This is a genomic window from Dyella psychrodurans (assembly GCF_003363265.1).
In the GTDB taxonomy this organism is placed as follows: Bacteria; Pseudomonadota; Gammaproteobacteria; order Xanthomonadales; family Rhodanobacteraceae; genus Dyella_B; species Dyella_B psychrodurans.
This window is the reverse complement of record NZ_QRBF01000003.1, coordinates 346858-365486: the sequence shown is the minus strand read 5'-3', so window position 1 is coordinate 365486 and position 18629 is coordinate 346858. Positions and strand designations below refer to the sequence as shown.

The 18629-nt window shown below is 61.5% G+C and carries 10 protein-coding genes; all 10 read left to right on the top strand.

Going from position 1 to position 18629, the window contains the following annotated elements:
• Positions 1–54: 54 nt before the first annotated feature.
• The 10 genes from DWU99_RS10785 (at position 55) to DWU99_RS10740 (ending at position 18232) form a co-directional block, all read left to right on the top strand.
• On the top strand, positions 55–1473 hold the full coding sequence (locus DWU99_RS10785; RefSeq protein WP_199535767.1) for an alginate export family protein: 1419 nt from the start codon (positions 55–57) through the stop codon (positions 1471–1473).
• 231 nt (positions 1474–1704) lie between these two features.
• On the top strand, positions 1705–2385 hold the full coding sequence (locus DWU99_RS10780; protein WP_115478021.1) for a YoaK family protein: 681 nt from the start codon (positions 1705–1707) through the stop codon (positions 2383–2385).
• 160 nt (positions 2386–2545) lie between these two features.
• A complete protein-coding gene (locus DWU99_RS10775; protein ID WP_115478020.1) occupies positions 2546–3475 on the top strand; it encodes a 3-hydroxyacyl-CoA dehydrogenase in 930 nt (309 codons plus the stop codon).
• A 1-nt stretch (position 3476) separates the two neighbouring features.
• A complete protein-coding gene (locus tag DWU99_RS10770) occupies positions 3477–4436 on the top strand; it encodes a 3-hydroxyacyl-CoA dehydrogenase NAD-binding domain-containing protein (protein ID WP_115478019.1) in 960 nt (319 codons plus the stop codon).
• 88 nt (positions 4437–4524) lie between these two features.
• Positions 4525–5745: an acyl-CoA dehydrogenase family protein gene (locus DWU99_RS10765; RefSeq protein WP_115478018.1), complete on the top strand. Its 1221-nt coding sequence runs from the start codon at positions 4525–4527 to the stop codon at positions 5743–5745.
• A 42-nt stretch (positions 5746–5787) separates the two neighbouring features.
• Positions 5788–6579: an enoyl-CoA hydratase-related protein gene (locus tag DWU99_RS10760; protein WP_115478017.1), complete on the top strand. Its 792-nt coding sequence runs from the start codon at positions 5788–5790 to the stop codon at positions 6577–6579.
• The gene (locus DWU99_RS10755) at positions 6576–7409 is read left to right on the top strand and encodes an enoyl-CoA hydratase-related protein (RefSeq protein ID WP_115478016.1); all 834 of its coding nucleotides are present in this window, start codon (positions 6576–6578) and stop codon (positions 7407–7409) included. The genes DWU99_RS10760 and DWU99_RS10755 overlap by 4 nt, the downstream gene beginning before the upstream one ends.
• Positions 7410–7448: 39 nt before the next feature.
• Entirely contained in the window at positions 7449–8675 is a 1227-nt protein-coding gene (locus DWU99_RS10750) for a CaiB/BaiF CoA transferase family protein (RefSeq protein WP_115478015.1), read from the top strand.
• Between the two features lie 635 nt (positions 8676–9310).
• A complete protein-coding gene (locus tag DWU99_RS10745) occupies positions 9311–17548 on the top strand; it encodes a beta-1,3-glucanase family protein (RefSeq protein WP_147292911.1) in 8238 nt (2745 codons plus the stop codon).
• 237 nt (positions 17549–17785) lie between these two features.
• On the top strand, positions 17786–18232 hold the full coding sequence (locus tag DWU99_RS10740; protein ID WP_115478013.1) for an SRPBCC family protein: 447 nt from the start codon (positions 17786–17788) through the stop codon (positions 18230–18232).
• The last annotated feature ends 397 nt before the right edge of the window (positions 18233–18629 follow it).

Below are 18629 nucleotides of genomic sequence, written 5' to 3'. Positions count from 1 at the left end.
AGCCGGCGCGCCCCCAGCGTGCCGGCTTTTTTAAGCCGGTTGATGGAGTGATTCGTGGCGACGGGTTGCTTACTACTGCTGATCATGGCGTGCACCGCTACCGATAGCTCCATGGTCGCCGACCAGACGCCATCGGTGACGAATGCCCAGCCTGTGCCGCAGCGTCCCGCGATCAACTTCTATCGATGGGAGGAGGATTGGTCCGTGCTCGCCGACCCTCGCATACCAAGGGAACCGGGCGACGCACTCAAATACATTCCGCTCTCCAGCACCGATCCTGAAAGCTATCTGTCGTTGGGGCTGACCGTGCGCGAGCGGTTCGTAAGCACGGACCCGCCGATGTTCGGCGTGACGCGCGGCAAGCATCAGGACTATCTATTGCATCGCCTGGAATTGCACGCCGACGCCCATATCACCGCCGACACGCGTGTCTTCGTGCAGCTGGAAAATGCCCTGGCGCCGTGGCTTCAACATCCAACGCCCGTCGACGTCAATCGGCTGGATCTGCGCCTGTTCTTTCTGGACACCAAGAAGAAGCTTGGCGACGGCGAATTCAAACTGCGCGTCGGGCGGCAGGAAATCGCCTTCGATCTGCAGCGATTCGTGTCCGTCAGAGATGGCCCGAACGTGCGCCAGGCCTACGATGCCATCTGGGCGGACTACGAAACCAGGGACTGGCGATTCACGGGATTCACGAGCCAGCCCGTGCAGTACCGCAATCAAACGGATTTCGACGATTTCAGCAACCGTCACCTCACCTTCAGCGGCGTTCGTGCTCAGCGCCGGATGAGCGCGACGAGCGAATTGAGTGTCAGCTTTTCGGAATTCAGGCAGGACAACGTGCACTTCCTCGCGGCCACGGGCGACGAGACACGAAAAAACGTCGACGTGCACTACAACGGCACTTATGACGGGTTGGACTGGGATATTGAAGGCATGCACCAGGACGGAAGCATCGGGCCCAAGGACGTCAACGCCTGGGCCTTCGGATCGCTAAGCGGATACACATTGTCCGGCCTGCCCTGGGCGCCGCGCATCGGATTGCAGTGGGATGCCGCATCCGGCGATCACAACCTGTCCGACAACCATGTGGGCACGTTCAACCCGCTCTTTCCAAACGGCTACTACGTCACGTTGTCCGGCTATACGGGCTACACGAACTTCATTCACGTCAAGCCGTCATTGACTCTGAAGCCCTTGCAGGCATTGAAGCTGATCGCATCCGTGGGATTGCTATGGCGCCAGACGACGCATGACGCCATCTACGTGCAACCGGATCTGCCCGTGCCTGGCACCGCGGGAGAGGCTGGCAAGCGGAGTAGCACTTACGGGCAGTTGCAAGCGACATGGAATGTTTCGCGAAGCTTATCGTTCGACGCCGAGTTCGATCGGTACTGGGTAGCGGAGGCGCTCAGGCGCGCAGGCGGCCACGATTCCGATTTCTTCGAGCTTGAACTTCGCTGGGGATGGTGACTATGAAGCGCTTCGTTTGATACAGGCGTGCTCGGATGAGGCGCGGAGTTGATCTCCTCCCCCTGCTCGCAGGGGGAGGTTGGGAGGGGGTGGCTCGCACTTGCCTCAGGGCAAGATTGAATGACCCCACCCCAGCCCTCCCCTGCAAGCAGGGGAGGGAGTGTGTATTTCGCATTGACGGATTTCTCCATCGCGTCGTCATGATTCAGAAAAATCATTCGGAGTAGCACCATGTTGAAAAAGCCGAATCTTCCAACCCTGCTCAGCTTCAATGCCGGCTATGTCGACGCGGCCGGATTTCTGGCGCTGCACGGTTTGTTCACCGCGCATGTCACAGGCAACTTCGTGACGCTGGGTGCCTCGCTCGTATTCAGAACGAGTGGCACGTTGGCGAAGATTTTGGCGATCCCCGTCTTTTGCGTCGTCGTCGTGTGCGCACGCCTTCTGCATTACAAATTGAAGTCGCTCGGCAAACCCATTCTGCGAACGCTCTTCCTGGTGGAATTGATTTTCCTGATTGCAGGGGCATCGCTGGCGTGGGCACTTGGACCTTTCCCGGATGCGGACAACACCGGAACGGTCGTCGTGGGCATGATCTTCGTCACCGCCATGGCAATCCAGAACGCGGTGCATCGCGTTCATCTTACTTACGCGCCGCCTTCGACGCTCATGACGGGCACCACCACGCAAATCATGCTCGACCTGGCGGACAAGTGGCATGGCGGCTTGAGCGAGGAGCAGGCATCGGCCATCGATTCCCGCCTGGTCCGTTTCAGCGCGAACGTCGCCGTGTTCGCACTGGGATGCGGATGCGGTGCGCTTCTGTTCGCCATCTTCAGCGTGAAGTGCTTCGCGCTGCTACCGATCGTTGCTGCGTTGGCTTACGCACACAACGAAACAAACACCAAATAAAAACCAAGATTCGACCGAGTTAATGTCGATGCAATGACATCGGGCGTAAGCACAATCATTCTTGAGGCGATAGTTTCGTCCTATACGGACATCGGTATTCGCGGCATGGTAACGCTCCAGTTCCCATCGAACTCGTGTCAGACCGCCCCGCAGGTATCGCATGTCCAAAGTAGCCGAAAGAAACAATCGAAGCGTTGACGCCAACTCCACCATCCCTCGCCTGTTTGTCCTTGAGCTCAATGCCGGATGCATCCACACGATGAATCCGGATGGTTCCGACCGCAAAACCATCGTGACGGATTGCCATTTGCCGGACGGCATCGTCGTGGATGTGGACGCCGGTCATATCTATTGGACCAACATGGGCGTCCCCAATCTCAATGACGGATCGATCGAGCGTGCCGACATCGACGGCAAGAATCGCCAGACGATCGTCGCGCAGGGACAGACCCACACGCCGAAACAGATCATTCTCGACAAGAGCAACGGCAAACTCTATTGGTGCGATCGCGAGGGCATGCGCGTCATGCGCTGCAATCTCGACGGCTCGCAGCTCGAGGCGCTCATACAGACCGGCCATGGCGAGTCCGATCGCAAGGACCTGAAACGGTGGTGCGTCGGACTGACGATCGATGCGCAACGCGGACAGATCTACTGGACGCAAAAGGGGCCGGATAATGGCGGGCTCGGCTGCATCTACCGCGCCAATATCGAAATCCCTGCTGGTCAAACCGCGGCGGCAAGATCCGACATCGAGGTTTTCTTCGACGGCCTGCCAGAGCCGATCGATCTCGAACTCGATGTCGAAAATCGCGTTTTATACTGGACCGACCGCGGCGACCCGCCACGCGGCAACACGGTCAATCGCGCGTCCGTCGACGACAGGCCGGCCGAGCCGGAAATCGTGATAACCCATCTGATGGAAGGCATCGGCATCGCCCTGGATGTAGCCGGCGACCGCATGTTCGTGACCGATCTCGCGGGATCGATCTATTCCGCGCGACTCGACGGATCCGGCGAGAAAAATTTCCTCTACGCGCAAGGCAACCTTACCGGCATCGCATACGCCGAAATCCCCCAGGAGAAGTGACATGTCGGATAACAAGCCCATTCGGCGGGTTGCGATCATCGGTACGGGTGTCATCGGCGCGAGCTGGGCGGCACTGTTCCTGGCCAAAGGCCTCGACGTCGTGGCAACGGACGTTGCACCGGGTGCGGAAGAAGCGCTGAGGCGCTTTGTTGCGGCGGCATGGCCCGCACTGCAACGGCTTGGCCTCGCAGCCGGTGCTTCCCAGAACAGGCTGTCGTTCACGGCGAGCCTTGCCGACGCCGTCAAGGACGCCGATCTGGTGCAGGAAAACGGACCCGAGAAGATCGAGTTCAAGCGGACGCTCTATCGGCAACTGGACGAGCTGCTGCAGCCCGGCGTCATCATCGCTTCGAGCTCGTCGGGCCTGACGATGAGCGAGATCCAATCGGCGTGCGAACGGCATCCCGAACGCTGCGTCATCGGCCATCCCTTCAATCCGCCGCATCTGGTTCCCTTGGTCGAGATTGTCGGCGGGACAAAGACATCGAAGGATACGATCGAGCGTGTCGACGCGTTTTACACGAGCCTTGGCAAGCGGACTGTCCGCGTGAAGAAGGAAGTGCCCGGGCATGTGGCGAATCGTTTGCAAGCTGCATTGGCTCGGGAGGTCTACCATCTCGTCGCCGACGATGTCGTCAGCGCCGCCGATGTCGACACTGCGTTGTGCTGGGGGCCCGGTCTACGCTGGGGCATCATGGGTCAGCTGATGCTCAATCATCTCGGTGGCGGCCAAGGCGGCATCGAACACTTCTTTCAGCAATTCACCGGCCCCATGACCGCCTGGTGGAAGGTGCTGGGGAACCCGCAACTGACCCCCGACGTCCAGAAGAAACTGATCGATGGCGTGCACGCCGAGGTCGGTTCGCGCTCGATCGACGAGCTCGCGGCGGAGCGCGATGAAGTTCTGCTTGGACTGCTTGAGCTGCGCAGCAAAGCCGGCAAGTCGAGCCAGGCCAGATAGGCGGCGCCGGTCCAGACATCGCCGTCCGTAGTGATCAATCGTCTTTACTTTGTTTCGGGCTTTCAAGCCGAAGGAATGGGAGTGCCTCATGTCCACCGCAACTGCAACAAGCAAAACCGCCGAACCGAACCCGATTCCCGTACCGAACGGCGATTTCTATCAACTTGTCGAGCTTCTCACTCCCGAGGAGAGGGCGGTCGTCAAAAAAGTTCGGACGTACATGGAGACCAAGGTCCGGCCGATCATCAACAAGTATTGGTCGGATGACGCGTTTCCGTTCGAACTGCTGCCTTCGTTCAAGGAGCTGGGCATCGGCGGCCTTGGCTATGAAGGTTATGGCTGCGCGGGCGGAAGCCAGAAGTTGTTCGGCTACGTCGCGATGGAAATCGCGCGCACCGACGCATCGATGTGTACGTTCTTCGGCGTGCACAGCGGCCTGGCGATGGGCTCGATTTATCTCGATGGATCGGAAGAGCAGAAACAAAAGTGGCTGCCGGCCATGGCACGGTGGGAAAAAATCGGTTGTTTCGGGCTGACCGAACCGCTGGTCGGTTCGGGTACTGCCGGCGGCATGACCACGACCGCTAAGCGCGACGGCGACAGTTGGATTCTCAATGGCCAGAAGCGATGGATCGGCAACTCGCCATGGTGCGACATTTCGATCATCTGGGCGCGGGATGTGGCCGACAATCAGGTCAAGGGCTTCATCGTCGAGAACAAGACCACGCCGGGCTTCAGCGTGGAAAAGATGGAGCACAAGATCGCGCTGAAGGTGGTCCAGAACGGACAGATCACCTTGACCGACGTGCGCGTGCCCGAGGCGAACCGCCTGCAGGGCGGCAACTCGTTCCGCGATACGGCACGCGTGCTGCGGATGACGCGGTACATGGTGGGTTGGGCTTCCACCGGCATCCAGATGGGTGCGTTCGAGGCAACGCTCAAATACACCCAGGAACGAGTGCAGTTCGGCAAGCCGATCGCTTCGTTCCAGATGGTGCAGGACATGCTTGCAAAAATGCTCGCCAACGTGACGGCGTGCCAGTGCTTGATGCTGCGGCTCGCGCAACTCGATGACGAGGGCAAGCTCAGCGATCACCAGGCCGCACTCGCAAAGGCATTTTGCACGGCCAAATCGCGCGAGACCGTCGCGTGGGGGCGAGAGCTGCTGGGCGGCAACGGCATTCTCGCCGACTACGACGTCGGCCGTTTCTTTGCCGACGCCGAAGCACTCTATTCCTACGAAGGCACGTATCAGATGCAAAACCTGATCGTCGGCAAAGCCATCACCGGCTACGGCGCCTTTGTCTGATGCGCGCCACGACAAGCAGCCAGAGATTCTAAGGAGATGGAAATGCCCGAGATCGTAACCGAGCGCTTGGGGAACATGCTTCGCATCCAGTTCAACCGGCCGGAAAAGAAGAACGCGATGACGTCCGGCATGTACTCGGCCATAGCCGAGCTGCTCGATGCCGCTGCCAAGGACGACGAAACGCGGGTTGTGCTCCTGCACGGCATCGGCGATGCATTCTGCGCGGGCAACGACCTCGGGGATTTCCTCCACAACCCCCCGAAGGGCGACGACAGCCCGCAGGCGCGATTCTTCGCTGCGCTGATCGCGTTCGACAAGCCGCTTATCGCCGCGGTGCATGGCGTCGCGATCGGCGGTGGCACGACCATGCTCACGCACTTCGACTTCGTGTACGCCGCGGAGCACACGAGATTCCAGATGCCGTTCGTGAACCTCGCCCTGGTGCCGGAGCTGGGTACGAGCTATTGGCTTCCCGCGCAGATCGGCTACCTCGCCGCCGCGGAATTGGTGCTGCTGGCGCAGCCGTTCGATGCACACCGCGCCGCGGAGCTGGGGTTCGTCACGCGCGTCGTGGCCGAGGCGGACCTCATGGCGACAGCGCTGGACACGGCACACAAACTGACACGACTGCCGGCCGGGGCCGTGCGCGCGAGCAAGCGGATGATGAGGCGCACCTTGAACGCCCACATGGCGGCCGCTGCGGAAATCGAGTTCCAGGAGTACGCGTCGCGTTTGCAGTCGGGCGATGCCAGGGAAGCCCTCGCGGCCTTCCTCGAAAAGCGCCAGCCCGACTTCACTAAGTCCAACGCCATCGTTGGAGGATCCTTGCAATGACCTCGCCCCTGACTGCCTCGACACTCGAACCTTCTTCAGCGACGGAGCTGAAGCTCGAGAACGTTCTGTATGAGAAAAAGGATTCGATCGCCTACGTGACGGTGAATCGGCCCAAGGTGCTCAATGCGCTGAATACGGCGACCTGGACCGATCTGCAGACAGCATTCGAGCACGCGCAGGCCGACGCCTCGGTGCGAGGTGTGATCCTCACCGGCGCGGGCGACAAGGCGTTCATCGCCGGCGCCGACATCGGCGAGCTTGCGCACGTCGGCGCTTACGACGCCGAGCAATCCAGCCGGTTTGGGCAGGACGTACTGAACCTCATCGAAAACCTCGGCAAGCCGGTGATCGCGGCGGTCAACGGCTTTGCGCTGGGTGGCGGTTGCGAAACCGCGATGGCCTGCACGATGCGGATCGCCGTGGAACACGCCAAGTTCGGACAACCCGAAGTGAAGCTGGGCCTGCTGCCCGGCGGTGGCGGCACGCAACGCTTGCCGCGCCTGGTAGGGAAGGGGCGCGCACTGCAGCTGATTCTTACTGGCGAAACGATTTCAGCGCAGGAGGCCTATCGCATCGGCCTCGTCAACGAAGTCGTTCCTGCAGCCGACCTGATCGGGCGCGCCGAAAGCCTTTTGAAGCAGATAGCGGCCAACGCACCGATCGCCGTGAAGTTCTCGCTGGATGCCGTGAACAAGGGCCTGGAGACCAGCCAGCGCGAAGGCCTTGCCTTGGAAGCCGCTTACTTCGGCATTTGTGCTGCTACGGAAGACAAGCAGGAAGGCACCGCCGCCTTCCTCGAGAAACGTGTGCCTCAGTTTCGCGGCCGGTAAGACAACCGCGCCGCGCTTAGCGATTCAGAAGGGATAGACATGGCTAACGATCCTATTTTTGCTGGACTGAAAGTGGTGGATCTGGCGAGTTTCATCGCCGGCCCCAGCGCCGCGGTGATCCTGTCCGATTTCGGCGCCGACGTGATCAAGGTGGAGCCGCCGAGCGGCGAGTTGTGGCGACACGCGCACAACTTTCCGCCGCAGCCGGTCGCCGAGGATGCTTACCCCTGGCATCTGGCCAATCGCAACAAGCGTGGCATGGCGCTCGACTTGAAATCGCCGGCGGCCCGGAAGGTGCTCGAGAAGCTCATCAAATGGGCCGACGTTCTTATCGTCAATACGCCGCACCCGGCACGCGCGCGGCTCAAGCTCGAATACCAGGATGTGCTGCCATGGAATCCGCGCCTGATTTACGCGGACATCACGGGATTCGGCGAAAAGGGTCCCGACGCGGACCTTCCCGGTTTCGATATCACGTCGTACTGGGCACGCAGCGGATTGCTGTCGATGACGCGCGACGCCGGTGCGCCGCCAACGTGGCCGGTGGCGGGCAGTGGCGACAACGCGACCGCCATGGGTCTCTATTCGGCGATTGTCACTGCCTTGTATCGTCGAGAGCGAACGGGGGAGGGCGCGCACGTCACCACATCGCTGCTTGCGGAAGGCATCTGGTCCGCAAGCGTGTCGATCCAGGCGGCGCTATGCGACGCCAAATTCTTCGGGCTGCACGATCGCAGGAATCCTGCGAACGCGGCCATGAACGTCTATCGCTCGGCGGATGACACGTGGTTCGTCCTGGTCGTGACGTCCGACAAGTTGGAGGCCGTGGCAAAAGCGATCGGCCGGCCTGATCTGCTGACCGACCCGAGATTCGCCGATCCAACGAAGTTGATGGCGAATATGCCGCAGCTCACGGCCATCCTGGACGGCGTTTTCGAGTCGCAACCGATGGAGTACTGGTACAAGGTATTCAGTGGCGTCCATGTGACCTTTGGCGCCGTGCGTTCTCCGCAGGAAGTGATCCACGATCCGCAGCTGCACGCCAATGACATCATCGTTCCGCTCGAAGGTGCCGGCGGCAAGCTGACGTCCACGATCAGCAGCCCGCTGCAGGTGCATGGCGTCACCAAGGTGTCCGCCAAGCGCGCTCCGAAGATCGGAGAGCACAACGAGCAGATTCTTTCGCAGCTTGGATTCAGTGCGGGCGATATCGATGAGTTGCGCGCGAGCGGTGCGATCCCGAACGTAAAAGAGCACGCCGTCTAGCGCGGCCCTTTCCTCGTCATTCCGGCGAAGGCCGGAATCCAGTGTCGACACCGTTTGTAAGTGCGCGGCTTGAATTGAGCGTGTGGACACTGGATTCCGGCCTTCGCCGGAATGACGAGCATCAGCGAGCATCAAAGGTGCGCCTCGCGAAAGCTTCAATCCGCAACTATAAGACGACTGACTTTCTCGCCGGAAAATTGTCGGTCGAATAAACAAACCACCGCGACCAGCGCATTTGTGTCCTTTTTATTGCAATGCGTATGCCTAAATTTAGACGTCTAAATGAGCAGTGCATCGCAATACTACAAACATTTACACAAAACCCGCGTAAAAATCTTCTTTTGTTCATTGCGGTGCTCATGAGCAGTGCGGATCATTCCGCCCGTTCGATCAGGGTCGCTCAGGACTGATCCGTGGAACATGAGTCTGTCGTAGCCGGGCTTACGGCTATCTGACGGAAACTACGCGCTGCATACATAGCTTTGTGTGCGGCTGGATAGTAACAGGGGGCAACAGTGAGACTGCATACGTTTGGTGCGTGGGATTTCGTAGCTTCGAAGTGCAGTCCGGCTCCTCAACACCGAAGAACGCTATTCGACAGCGTGACGAAAGCGGACAGCGCGCGTGCGTTCTGCATGATGCTGCTTATGCTGCTGGCATCGGTGAGCGGCCGCTACGCGCATGGCCAGGAGGTGGAGTCGACGTTGCCCACCTCGCAGCGCCAGACGATCAATCTTGCCGCGGGCATTCCGCAGTACATCGGGAGCGCCAGCTCGACGTCGAATGCGCCGCAGAGCAACTGGTGGTTCGAGAACACCAACAACTCGACCGCCTACTCGACGACAAGCTTCAACGAGAGCTCCGACACCACCGCGAACTGGACGCAAGTGGGCCTGCCCTACGACGCGAACATCTCGCGCACCTTCATCAACCAGGCGTCCGGTGGCGGGCAGGGTTCCTTGACGGGCAACTACAACTGGTACCGCCTGCACTTCAAGGTGGACCCGAAGTACGCAGGCCAGAAGTTCCTGCTGAAGCTGGAAGGCTCGCACACCGGCGTCCAGGTCTTTATCAACGGCAAGTTGTTGCAGGGTGTCAGCGCCGTCGCCGCCGACTCGCAGGCCACGCACGTGGTGGGCTTCATCCCGGTGGTCGTCGACCTGACGCCGTATATCGTGGCGGATGGCAGCACGGACAACGTCATTGCCATCGACGTCTCGCGCGGTGCGCCGTGGTATGAGCAGCCCAACTTTTCGGGCGCTTTCCGTTTCGGCCAGGCCATGGCGGGATTGTTCCGCAACGTGAAGCTGTACGTCACCAACCCGATCCATATTCCGCCGAACGTCTATTCGAATCAGAAGACCTGGGGTACCTACGTCGGAACGGTCTCCGAAGTCCCGGCCGCGCAAGGCACGGCAACGGCCGCTTCGGCGGTCGTCGATGTGCAAACCAATGTCGTGAACGAAACATCGACGGCGCAGCAGGTCACGCTGACGACGCAGATCGTGGACGCCAAGGGCAATGTCGTGGCCACGGCGCCGCCGGTCACGCAGTCCGTGCCCGCGATGACGGCCAGCAGCTTTCCGTCCGGCGCCACGCCGATGTTCGATCAGCTGATCACGATCAACAATCCGACGTTGTGGTACCCGAACAATGCGAGCTGCGGAACACCGGCGGTGTCGTGCGGTTCGCCTTACCTCTACAAGGTCTACCACATCGTCAGCGTGAACGGCGTCGTGGTCGATTCCACGCAAGACACGCTGGGCATCCGCACCATTACGTGGGATGCGAACTTTCCGTACTTCAACGGTCACGCCGTCTATCTGTGGGGCGGTTCGGGCCGCTACGACTATCCCGCGCTTGGCTCGTCGGTGCCCGACGAGCAAGTGTGGCGCGACATGGCGCAGATCGCGGCGCAAGGCGGCAACGTCTGGCGTCCCGGCCATTCGACAAGCAGTGAAGAGCTGGTCGCCGCCGCCGATGCCTACGGCATCATGATCGACCAGCCCAGCGGCGACGGCGAAGGTTACTGGAACGCCAGCTCCAATCCGTCCGCCGACGACTTGCAACTGAAGCAGGAACTGCATCGCGACATGATCATCCGCGACCGCAGCCATCCGTCGATTCTCGATTGGGAGCGCGACAACGGCGGCATGAATGCCACGCTCGCGAGCGAACTCGGCACCATCGAGACGACGTGGGACAACATCAATCCGCGCGGAAGCGCTGACCGCACGTACAGCTCCTCCTACGGTTTGATCGACGAGTGCGACGGCGCCGGCTGCGAGGCCGGCAACAAGCAGCAGAACCCGAACAACCCGGCCTTCGGCGCCGAGTATTGGGACAACATGGGCACGGGCCGCGGCCTGGCTTACGACTATGAGCTCGCGTTTGCCGCGCCGTATCTCGACGACTGGCGCAAGGGCAGGGCGGCCAATGCCTTCGGCATGGCGCAGTGGTATTTCGCCGAATCGCCGGGCGAAATCAGCCTGTGGGCGGAATATCAAAACCAGCCCGCCATGCTCAACTTCGTGCGCTCGCTGGGTTACTCCTCGACCGACGCGAATCGTTTCCCGCGCTTGCTCTACTACATCTATCAGGCCAACTGGATTCCGTATTCGGTGCAGCCGGTCGTGCACCTGGCGCATCACTGGAACCGCGCTTACGAATACACCGCGGGCACGCCGATCCAGGAGAACGCATTCAGCAATTGCCCGGGTGTGCGTCTGCTTATCAACGGCGTTCCCAACGATCCGGTCACGGGCACCGTGCTTCAGGATCAGACGCCCAATCCGTGGAACATCAATTCCAGTTCGAACCTGGCGCAGAACACCACGGTCATGCCGGGGCAGGTGCACTGGATGGTGAACTGGGCCCCCGGCACGGTCACCGCCGAATGCCTGGATGCGAATGGCAATCCGGTTGCGGGTGTAAGCGATACGCGCACGACAGCAGGCGCGGAAGCCAAGATCGTGCTCAGCGTCGTGCCTGACGTGATCAAGCCGGACGGCACGAGCTTCCAATGGACCGCCAACGGTTCCGATGCCGCCTTCGTGGTTGCGCAAGTGGAAGATGCCGATGGCAACCTCGTGCCGACGGCCAAGGACAACGTCACGTTCTCCGTCAGCGGACCGGCCACCTACATGGGCGGCACGCAGCAGCTGGTGGCCGATCCGTCGTGGACCAGCTACTACCAGGACGCATTCTCCCAAGCCAACGCCAATGTGATTGGCGGCTTGCCTTATGCCTTCTTCCATTCGCCCGGCGATCCGGAACTGAATTTCGAAGGCGGATTGCAGAAGATCGCCTTGCGCAGCACGTTCACGCCCGGCAGCGTCACGGTGACGGCAACGGCACCCGGTCTGCAAAGCGGCAGCGTGACGTTGAGTTCGGTGGCACCGCCGGTGCAGACGCAATCGGAAGCGCCGGTCATCATCGTGCCTCCGGTGAATGTGGCCACCACGTCCGGTTATACGGCCACCTTCAGTGTCGTGGCCTCGGGTTCCGGCACGCTCAGCTATCAGTGGTCCGACGTGAACGGCCCGATCGCCGGTGCAACCAGCGCCACGTACACCACGCCTGCCACCACCTCGGCCAACAACGGCGACACCTACACGGTGACGATCGCCAACAGTGTCGGTTCGGTGACGTCGACGCCCGTCACGCTCAGCGTCGATGCGCCCGCCAATGTGGTGATCACCACGCAGCCTGCTTCCCAGGCGGTAGTGGTGGGCGAATCGGCAACGCTGACGGTAGCGGCGACAGGTTCGCCGCAACTTACCTATCAGTGGTATCAGGTCGGCTCCGGCGCCATTGCCGGCGCAACGCAAGCGTCGTACACCACGCCTGTGTTTAGCGCGGCCGGTACCGAGAGTTTCTATGTCGCGGTCACGAACGATCTCGGCACGGTTCAATCCAATAACGCCACCGTGACGGTGGGCGCTGCAACGCCCGTATCCTTCACCACGCAACCGACCAACGCGATTGTTCCGGTGAACGAGCCGGTGCAATTCACCGCTGTCGTTGCCGGTTCCGGTCCGTACACGTATCAATGGCAGTTCACGCCCGCGGGCGGCTCGCCCATCATTCTCACCAGCGGGTCGCAACCGTCGAGCACGCTCAGCTATACGATTCCCGCGGTGAGCGCCGCGAACGTCGGCGCGTACAGCGTGACGGTGAACAACGCCGCCAGTGCGCCTGCCACCAGCAACGCCGCGCAACTTACGCTCGCGCCGCCGGGCGTCAATCTGGCGCTGGATGCCGTGGCGACTGCCAGCAGCTCGCAGAACGCGTGCAACGACGGAACGACAAATCCGCCGTACTCGGGCACCAACTGCCTCGGCGCGGAGAATGCCGTCGACGGCAATCTTTCCACGCGCTGGGGTTCCGCGACCGCCAATGCACCGCCGACACCGGCTGTTCCGGGCGTCGATCCGTCGTGGCTGCAAATCGATCTGGGCTCGGTGCAGCCGTTCAACACCGTGGTCATCAACTGGGAAAACGCCTATGCGGCCCAGTACCAGATCCTCTATAGCAACGGCGATCCCAACGATCCGACCTCCTGGAAAACGGCGACCTCCAACAGCGCCGGCGCCGGCGGCACGGAAACGCTCACCTTCCCGACGGTCAGCGCGCGTTATGTCCGCTTGAACGGCACGCAGCGCGCCACGCAGTACGGCTACTCGGTCTACGAGTTCCAGGTCTACAACGTGCCGCAATGCGGCGGCTCGACCGAGCGCTATACCGTCAACGCCGCGAATCCCAATCTGGTGACGGACAACCTGACCGGCTTGAACTGGACCCGCACCGTGATGACGTACACCACGCCCGGTTCGCAGTTCACCGGCGTGAACGCGCAGGCGTATTGCGCGGGCATCAATATGCGTCTGCCCACGCAATCGGAAGCGCACACCATCAGCGGTTCCAATAACACCACCTGCGCCATCTCGGGCACGTGGAGCACGTGGACCTCGACGGTGGACCCGGACGATTCCACCAAGTCCGCCGTGGTGAACTTCGACGGCACGTCCGCCTATCAGGTGACCAACAACTATCCTGGCGCCACGCTGTGTACCTCCGGCACCGATGCCGGTGCCGCGCCCGTCATCACGTCGCAACCGGCGAACCAGGCGGTCAACGTCGGACAACAGGCCACCTTCAGCGTCGCGGCCACCGGTCTTGGCAGCTTGACCTATCAGTGGTCCAAGAACGGCACGCCCATCGTCGGCGCAACCTTGCCCACCTACACGACGCCGGCAACCGCCGCAGCCGACAATGGCTCGGTGTTCAGCGTGGCGATCGGCGATGTGTTTGGCGCGACCACCAGCAGCACCGCCACGCTCAGCGTGCAACAGAACACCTGCACCGCCGTGCCGAGCGCACCGGGCGGACTGGCTGCGGCACTCAACGCATCCAACCAGGTGAACCTGGCGTGGGGCGCAAGCACGGCGGGCAGCAGCTGCAATGTCAGCTACACCGTTTATCGCAGCGCCGCCGCCGGCTTCACGCCGTCCAACGCCAACCAGATAGCCACCACATCTGGAACGACGTACACGGATACAAGCGTGGCGGCCGCCGCAACGTACTACTACATCGTCGAAGCCAGCGACGCGGTCGGCGCTTCGGCCGCTTCCAACACCGCCACGGTGACCACGCCCGTCTCGACGTGCACGACGAACTGCACCAGCCCGGATGCGATCGCGATCAGCGCGGGCGGTCCCGGTGCGGGCTACTTCGCCGCCGACGAAGACTTCAACGGCGGTACGCCCTCGGGCACCAATGCGGCGATCAACATCAACGGCGTCACCAATCCTGCGCCGCAGTCGGTGTACCAGAATCAACGCTTCGGCAACTTCAGCTACACGCTTCCCGGCCTGACGCCAGGAACCAGCTACGTCGTGCGCCTGCACTTCGACGAGTTCTACTGGACTCAGCCAGGCCAGCGCGTATTCAACGTCAGCATCAACGGCACGCAGGTGTTGACCAACTTCGACATCCTCGCAGCCGCCGGCGGCCAGGACATTGCAGTGGCCGAGCAGTTCGCGGCAACGGCGAATGCGCAGGGTCAGGTCGTGATCCAGTTCGTCTCCGTCAAGGACAATGCCGCGGTCAACGGCATCGAAATCGAAAACGCGACGGCAACGAACACGCCGCCCAATGCACCGTCGAACCTGACGGCCACCGTGGCTTCCTCCAGCCAGATCAACCTGAGCTGGACGGCCTCGGCCACTTCGGGCGTGACGTACACGGTCTTCCGCAACGGCACAGCGGTAAGCAACAGCCAGACCGGAACCACCTACAGCGACACCGGCCTGACCAACTCCACCACGTACTCCTACACGGTCGAAGCCTTGGATACGGCGGGTACGTCGATGGCGTCCAACACCGCCACCGCCACCACGTTCGATGTCGACTGCGTATCGGGTTGCGGCACGGATGCGTTGGCGATCAGCGCCGGCGGTACTGCTTCGGGTGATTACGCCGCCGACGAATACTTCAATGGCGGCGGCGAATCCGGCACGGGCTCGACGATCAACACCTCCGGTGTGACGAATCCCGCGCCGCAGTCGGTCTACCAGCACCAGCGTTCCGGCAACAACTTCACCTATACGCTTCCCGGTCTCACCGCCGGTGCCAGCTACACGGTGCGCCTGCACTTCGACGAGTTCTACTGGACCAAGGCAGGCCAGCGCGTGTTCAACGTCGCCATCAACGGCACGCAGGTGTTGGGCAACTTCGACATCGTCGCGACCGCGGGCGGGCAGGACATTGCCATCGTCGAACCCTTCACGGCGACCGCCAATGCGCAGGGACAGATCGTGCTGCAGTTCACCACGATCACCGACAATGCCGAGATCAACGGCATCGAAGTGATCGCACCGCCGCCGGCCTCCGCCAGCACCCTGACCGCGACGGCCGTTTCCGCCAGCCAGATCAACTTGAGCTGGACGGCTTCGTCGGCGCCCGGCGTCGTCTACGACGTGTTCCGCAGCACGACGGCTGGCTTCACGCCTTCCAGTGCCAACCAAATTGCCACGGCGAACACCAACAGCTACTCGGATACCGGCCTGACGGTGAACACCACGTACTACTACGTGGTCGAGGCTTCCAATACCGCCGGCACGTCGGCACCGACGACGCAAGCGAGCGCCAGCACCTTGGCGATTCCGGTTGCGCCGACCAACCTGACGGCCACGGCGGCGTCTTCCAGCGAAATCGACTTGAGTTGGACCGCGTCGACGACATCCGGTGTGACATACACCGTGATACGCAACGGCGCCTCCGTCGCGAATGGCCTGGCCGGCACCACGTACAGCGATACCGGCCTCACGGCATCGACCACGTACTCCTACGTTGTCGAAGCCGTGAACGCGGCGGGCGCGTCGCCCGCTTCCAACACCGCCATCTCGACGACATCGGCAACGGGTTCGGGACCGACGACGGCACCCGCCATCACCACGGCGCCAACCAATCAATCGGTCACCGTTGGACAGGCGGCCACGTTCTCCGTGGTTGCCAGCGGCGGTTCGCTCACTTATCAGTGGAACAAGAACGGCGCGGCCATCAGCGGTGCAACCGGCGCGAGCTACACCACGCCGGGAACCACGGCGGCAGACAACACCGCCAGCTTCACGGTCACCGTCACCAACTCCGCCGGTTCCGCGACATCGTCGGCGGCAACGCTGAGCGTCAACCTTTCGCCCACGTACTCGGTCGTTCCCGGCTACATCGTCACCGACCTCAACAACAACACCGGCGGCGCATGGCCGGATAACCAGATCTATGTCGAGATTCTCGGCAACGATCCGGCCACCGGCGTGCTCTCGTGGGTGAACTACGACGGCACGATCACGCCGGCCAATGTCGCGGACAACACCGCGTCCAACGCACTGGTCGGGCCGAACGGAAAGACGTATCCCAACTACGCCTTCACGCTGGCCCAGAGCCATCAGCTCAAGCTGCCGCCGCTGACTTCCGGACGCATCTACATTTCGGAAGGCGGCCCGCTGTACATGTCGATCGTGGCCGGTGCGAACGGTGGCAATAACGGATACGCCGGACCCAATCCGCTCAACAACACCGATCCGAATATCAACGTTCACTACGATTGGTACGAGTTCACCTACGGCACCAACGGCGGCATCTTCATCAACACCACCCAGGTCAATCAGTTCGGCCTGCCGCTGCTGCTGGATGTGTGGGGTTCCAACGAAACCTTCCACATGCAGGTGGGTATCAACGAGTCGATCGCGAACATCGACCAGGAATACGTCAACCAGACGCCGGCAGCGTTCCACACGCCTGCGCCCAACAACCTGCGCATCATCGCGCCCGCGCAGACCACCTTCGGCAGCGGACAAACCAACGGCAACTACTTCGACAGCTACATCGCCGGCGCGTGGGCGCAGTACAGCACCACACCCGTGACGATCACCGTCAACGGCCGCCAATTCAACGGCACCGCCTCCGGATCGGCCATCACCTTCGCCGAGGTCAATCCCGCCGCGGCCAACGTGGGCGAAACCTTCGTCGTCCAGCAACCGTCCACGCAGGACATCCTGCAATGCGCAGGCACGATGGCCACCGGCGTGCCGGGAAGCTCGCCGCAGCAACAAGACGAAAACGCCATCCAGTTGCAGCTGGAAAACCAGATCTGCGCGGCAACCAACCGTGGCGTACTGCTCACGTCCACGAGCTGGGCAACGGCGTCGACCTACTACCAATCCTCGCCAGCCAACTTCTACTCGTGGTTCTGGCACCAGCACTCGGTAGGTGGATTGGCGTACGGCTTCTCGTATGACGACAACAACAACCAAAGCACCACCATCGCCACGCAACAGCCGGAACACATGGCATTCGGCATCGGCTGGTAATGCTTGAAGTTCAACCCATCCTGCTGGACCGAGGTCCAGCAGGATGGTCGAGAAGGCGGACTCGACGTCGAGAACGAGTCCGCTGGATGTGAGGAAAATGAGAAGGCTTCAGGCAGTGTGCCCCTATCGGCGTACTGCCTGCACAGCCTGATGACAGCAGCAAAGCGATATGTCGATTCCACCGTACGGCGTTCGTCGTACCATCAGAGGGCCGTCCTCTGCATAAGGAATTGACACATGACCACCCAAACGGTTCGCCTCCACCGCGTACTCCGTGCCACGCCCGAGCGCGTCTACCGCGCCTTCCTCAATGCCGAAGCCATGGCCAAATGGCTGCCGCCCAACGGCTTCACCGGCAAAGTCCACGAGATGGATGCCAAGGTGGGTGGGCATTACAAAATGTCGTTCACCAACTTCACCACGGACGATAGCCAATCGTTCGGCGGCGAGTACCTGGAGCTGGTGCCGAACGAGCGCCTTCGCTACAACGGTGTGTTCGACAACCCGAACCTGCCGGGAACCATGCAGACGACAGTGACACTGCGAGCCGTATTCTGCGGCACGGAACTGAACGTGGTGCAGGAAGGCATTCCCGAAGTGATTCCCGCCGAAGCTTGCTACCTCGGTTGGCAAGAATCACTGGTGTTGCTGGCAAAGCTGGTCGAAGCCGAAATCAGGCAGTAAGAAAAACACACCGAAAAAAAGCGACCAGCCCCCGAGATCCGAGGTCTCCCATCTCCCCTCACCGTCGTCCCGGCGAAAGCCGGGACCCAGTATCAATACGCAGTGCAAAGCACTCAACATAAATAACGAGCGAACGCGCCGCATGTCGGCTCTGCTGCCGCAAGCGCAATCAGCTTTCCCGCCCCCACCAATCCGCGTCCCCTGACAGAACACCGCACCCCACTTATGCAAAGGTGCTTCCGTCGGGCGTGCCCATCCCGACTCGATGATTACGGCACGCCCGACATGAGTGAAGTAGCGCGGATCGCCTGGGCGGCAACCCAAACGATCCGCTGGCCACAACCAACTGAAGAGAAGTTGACCATGGTTATCCTCGATCATACGGCACGCACGCTAG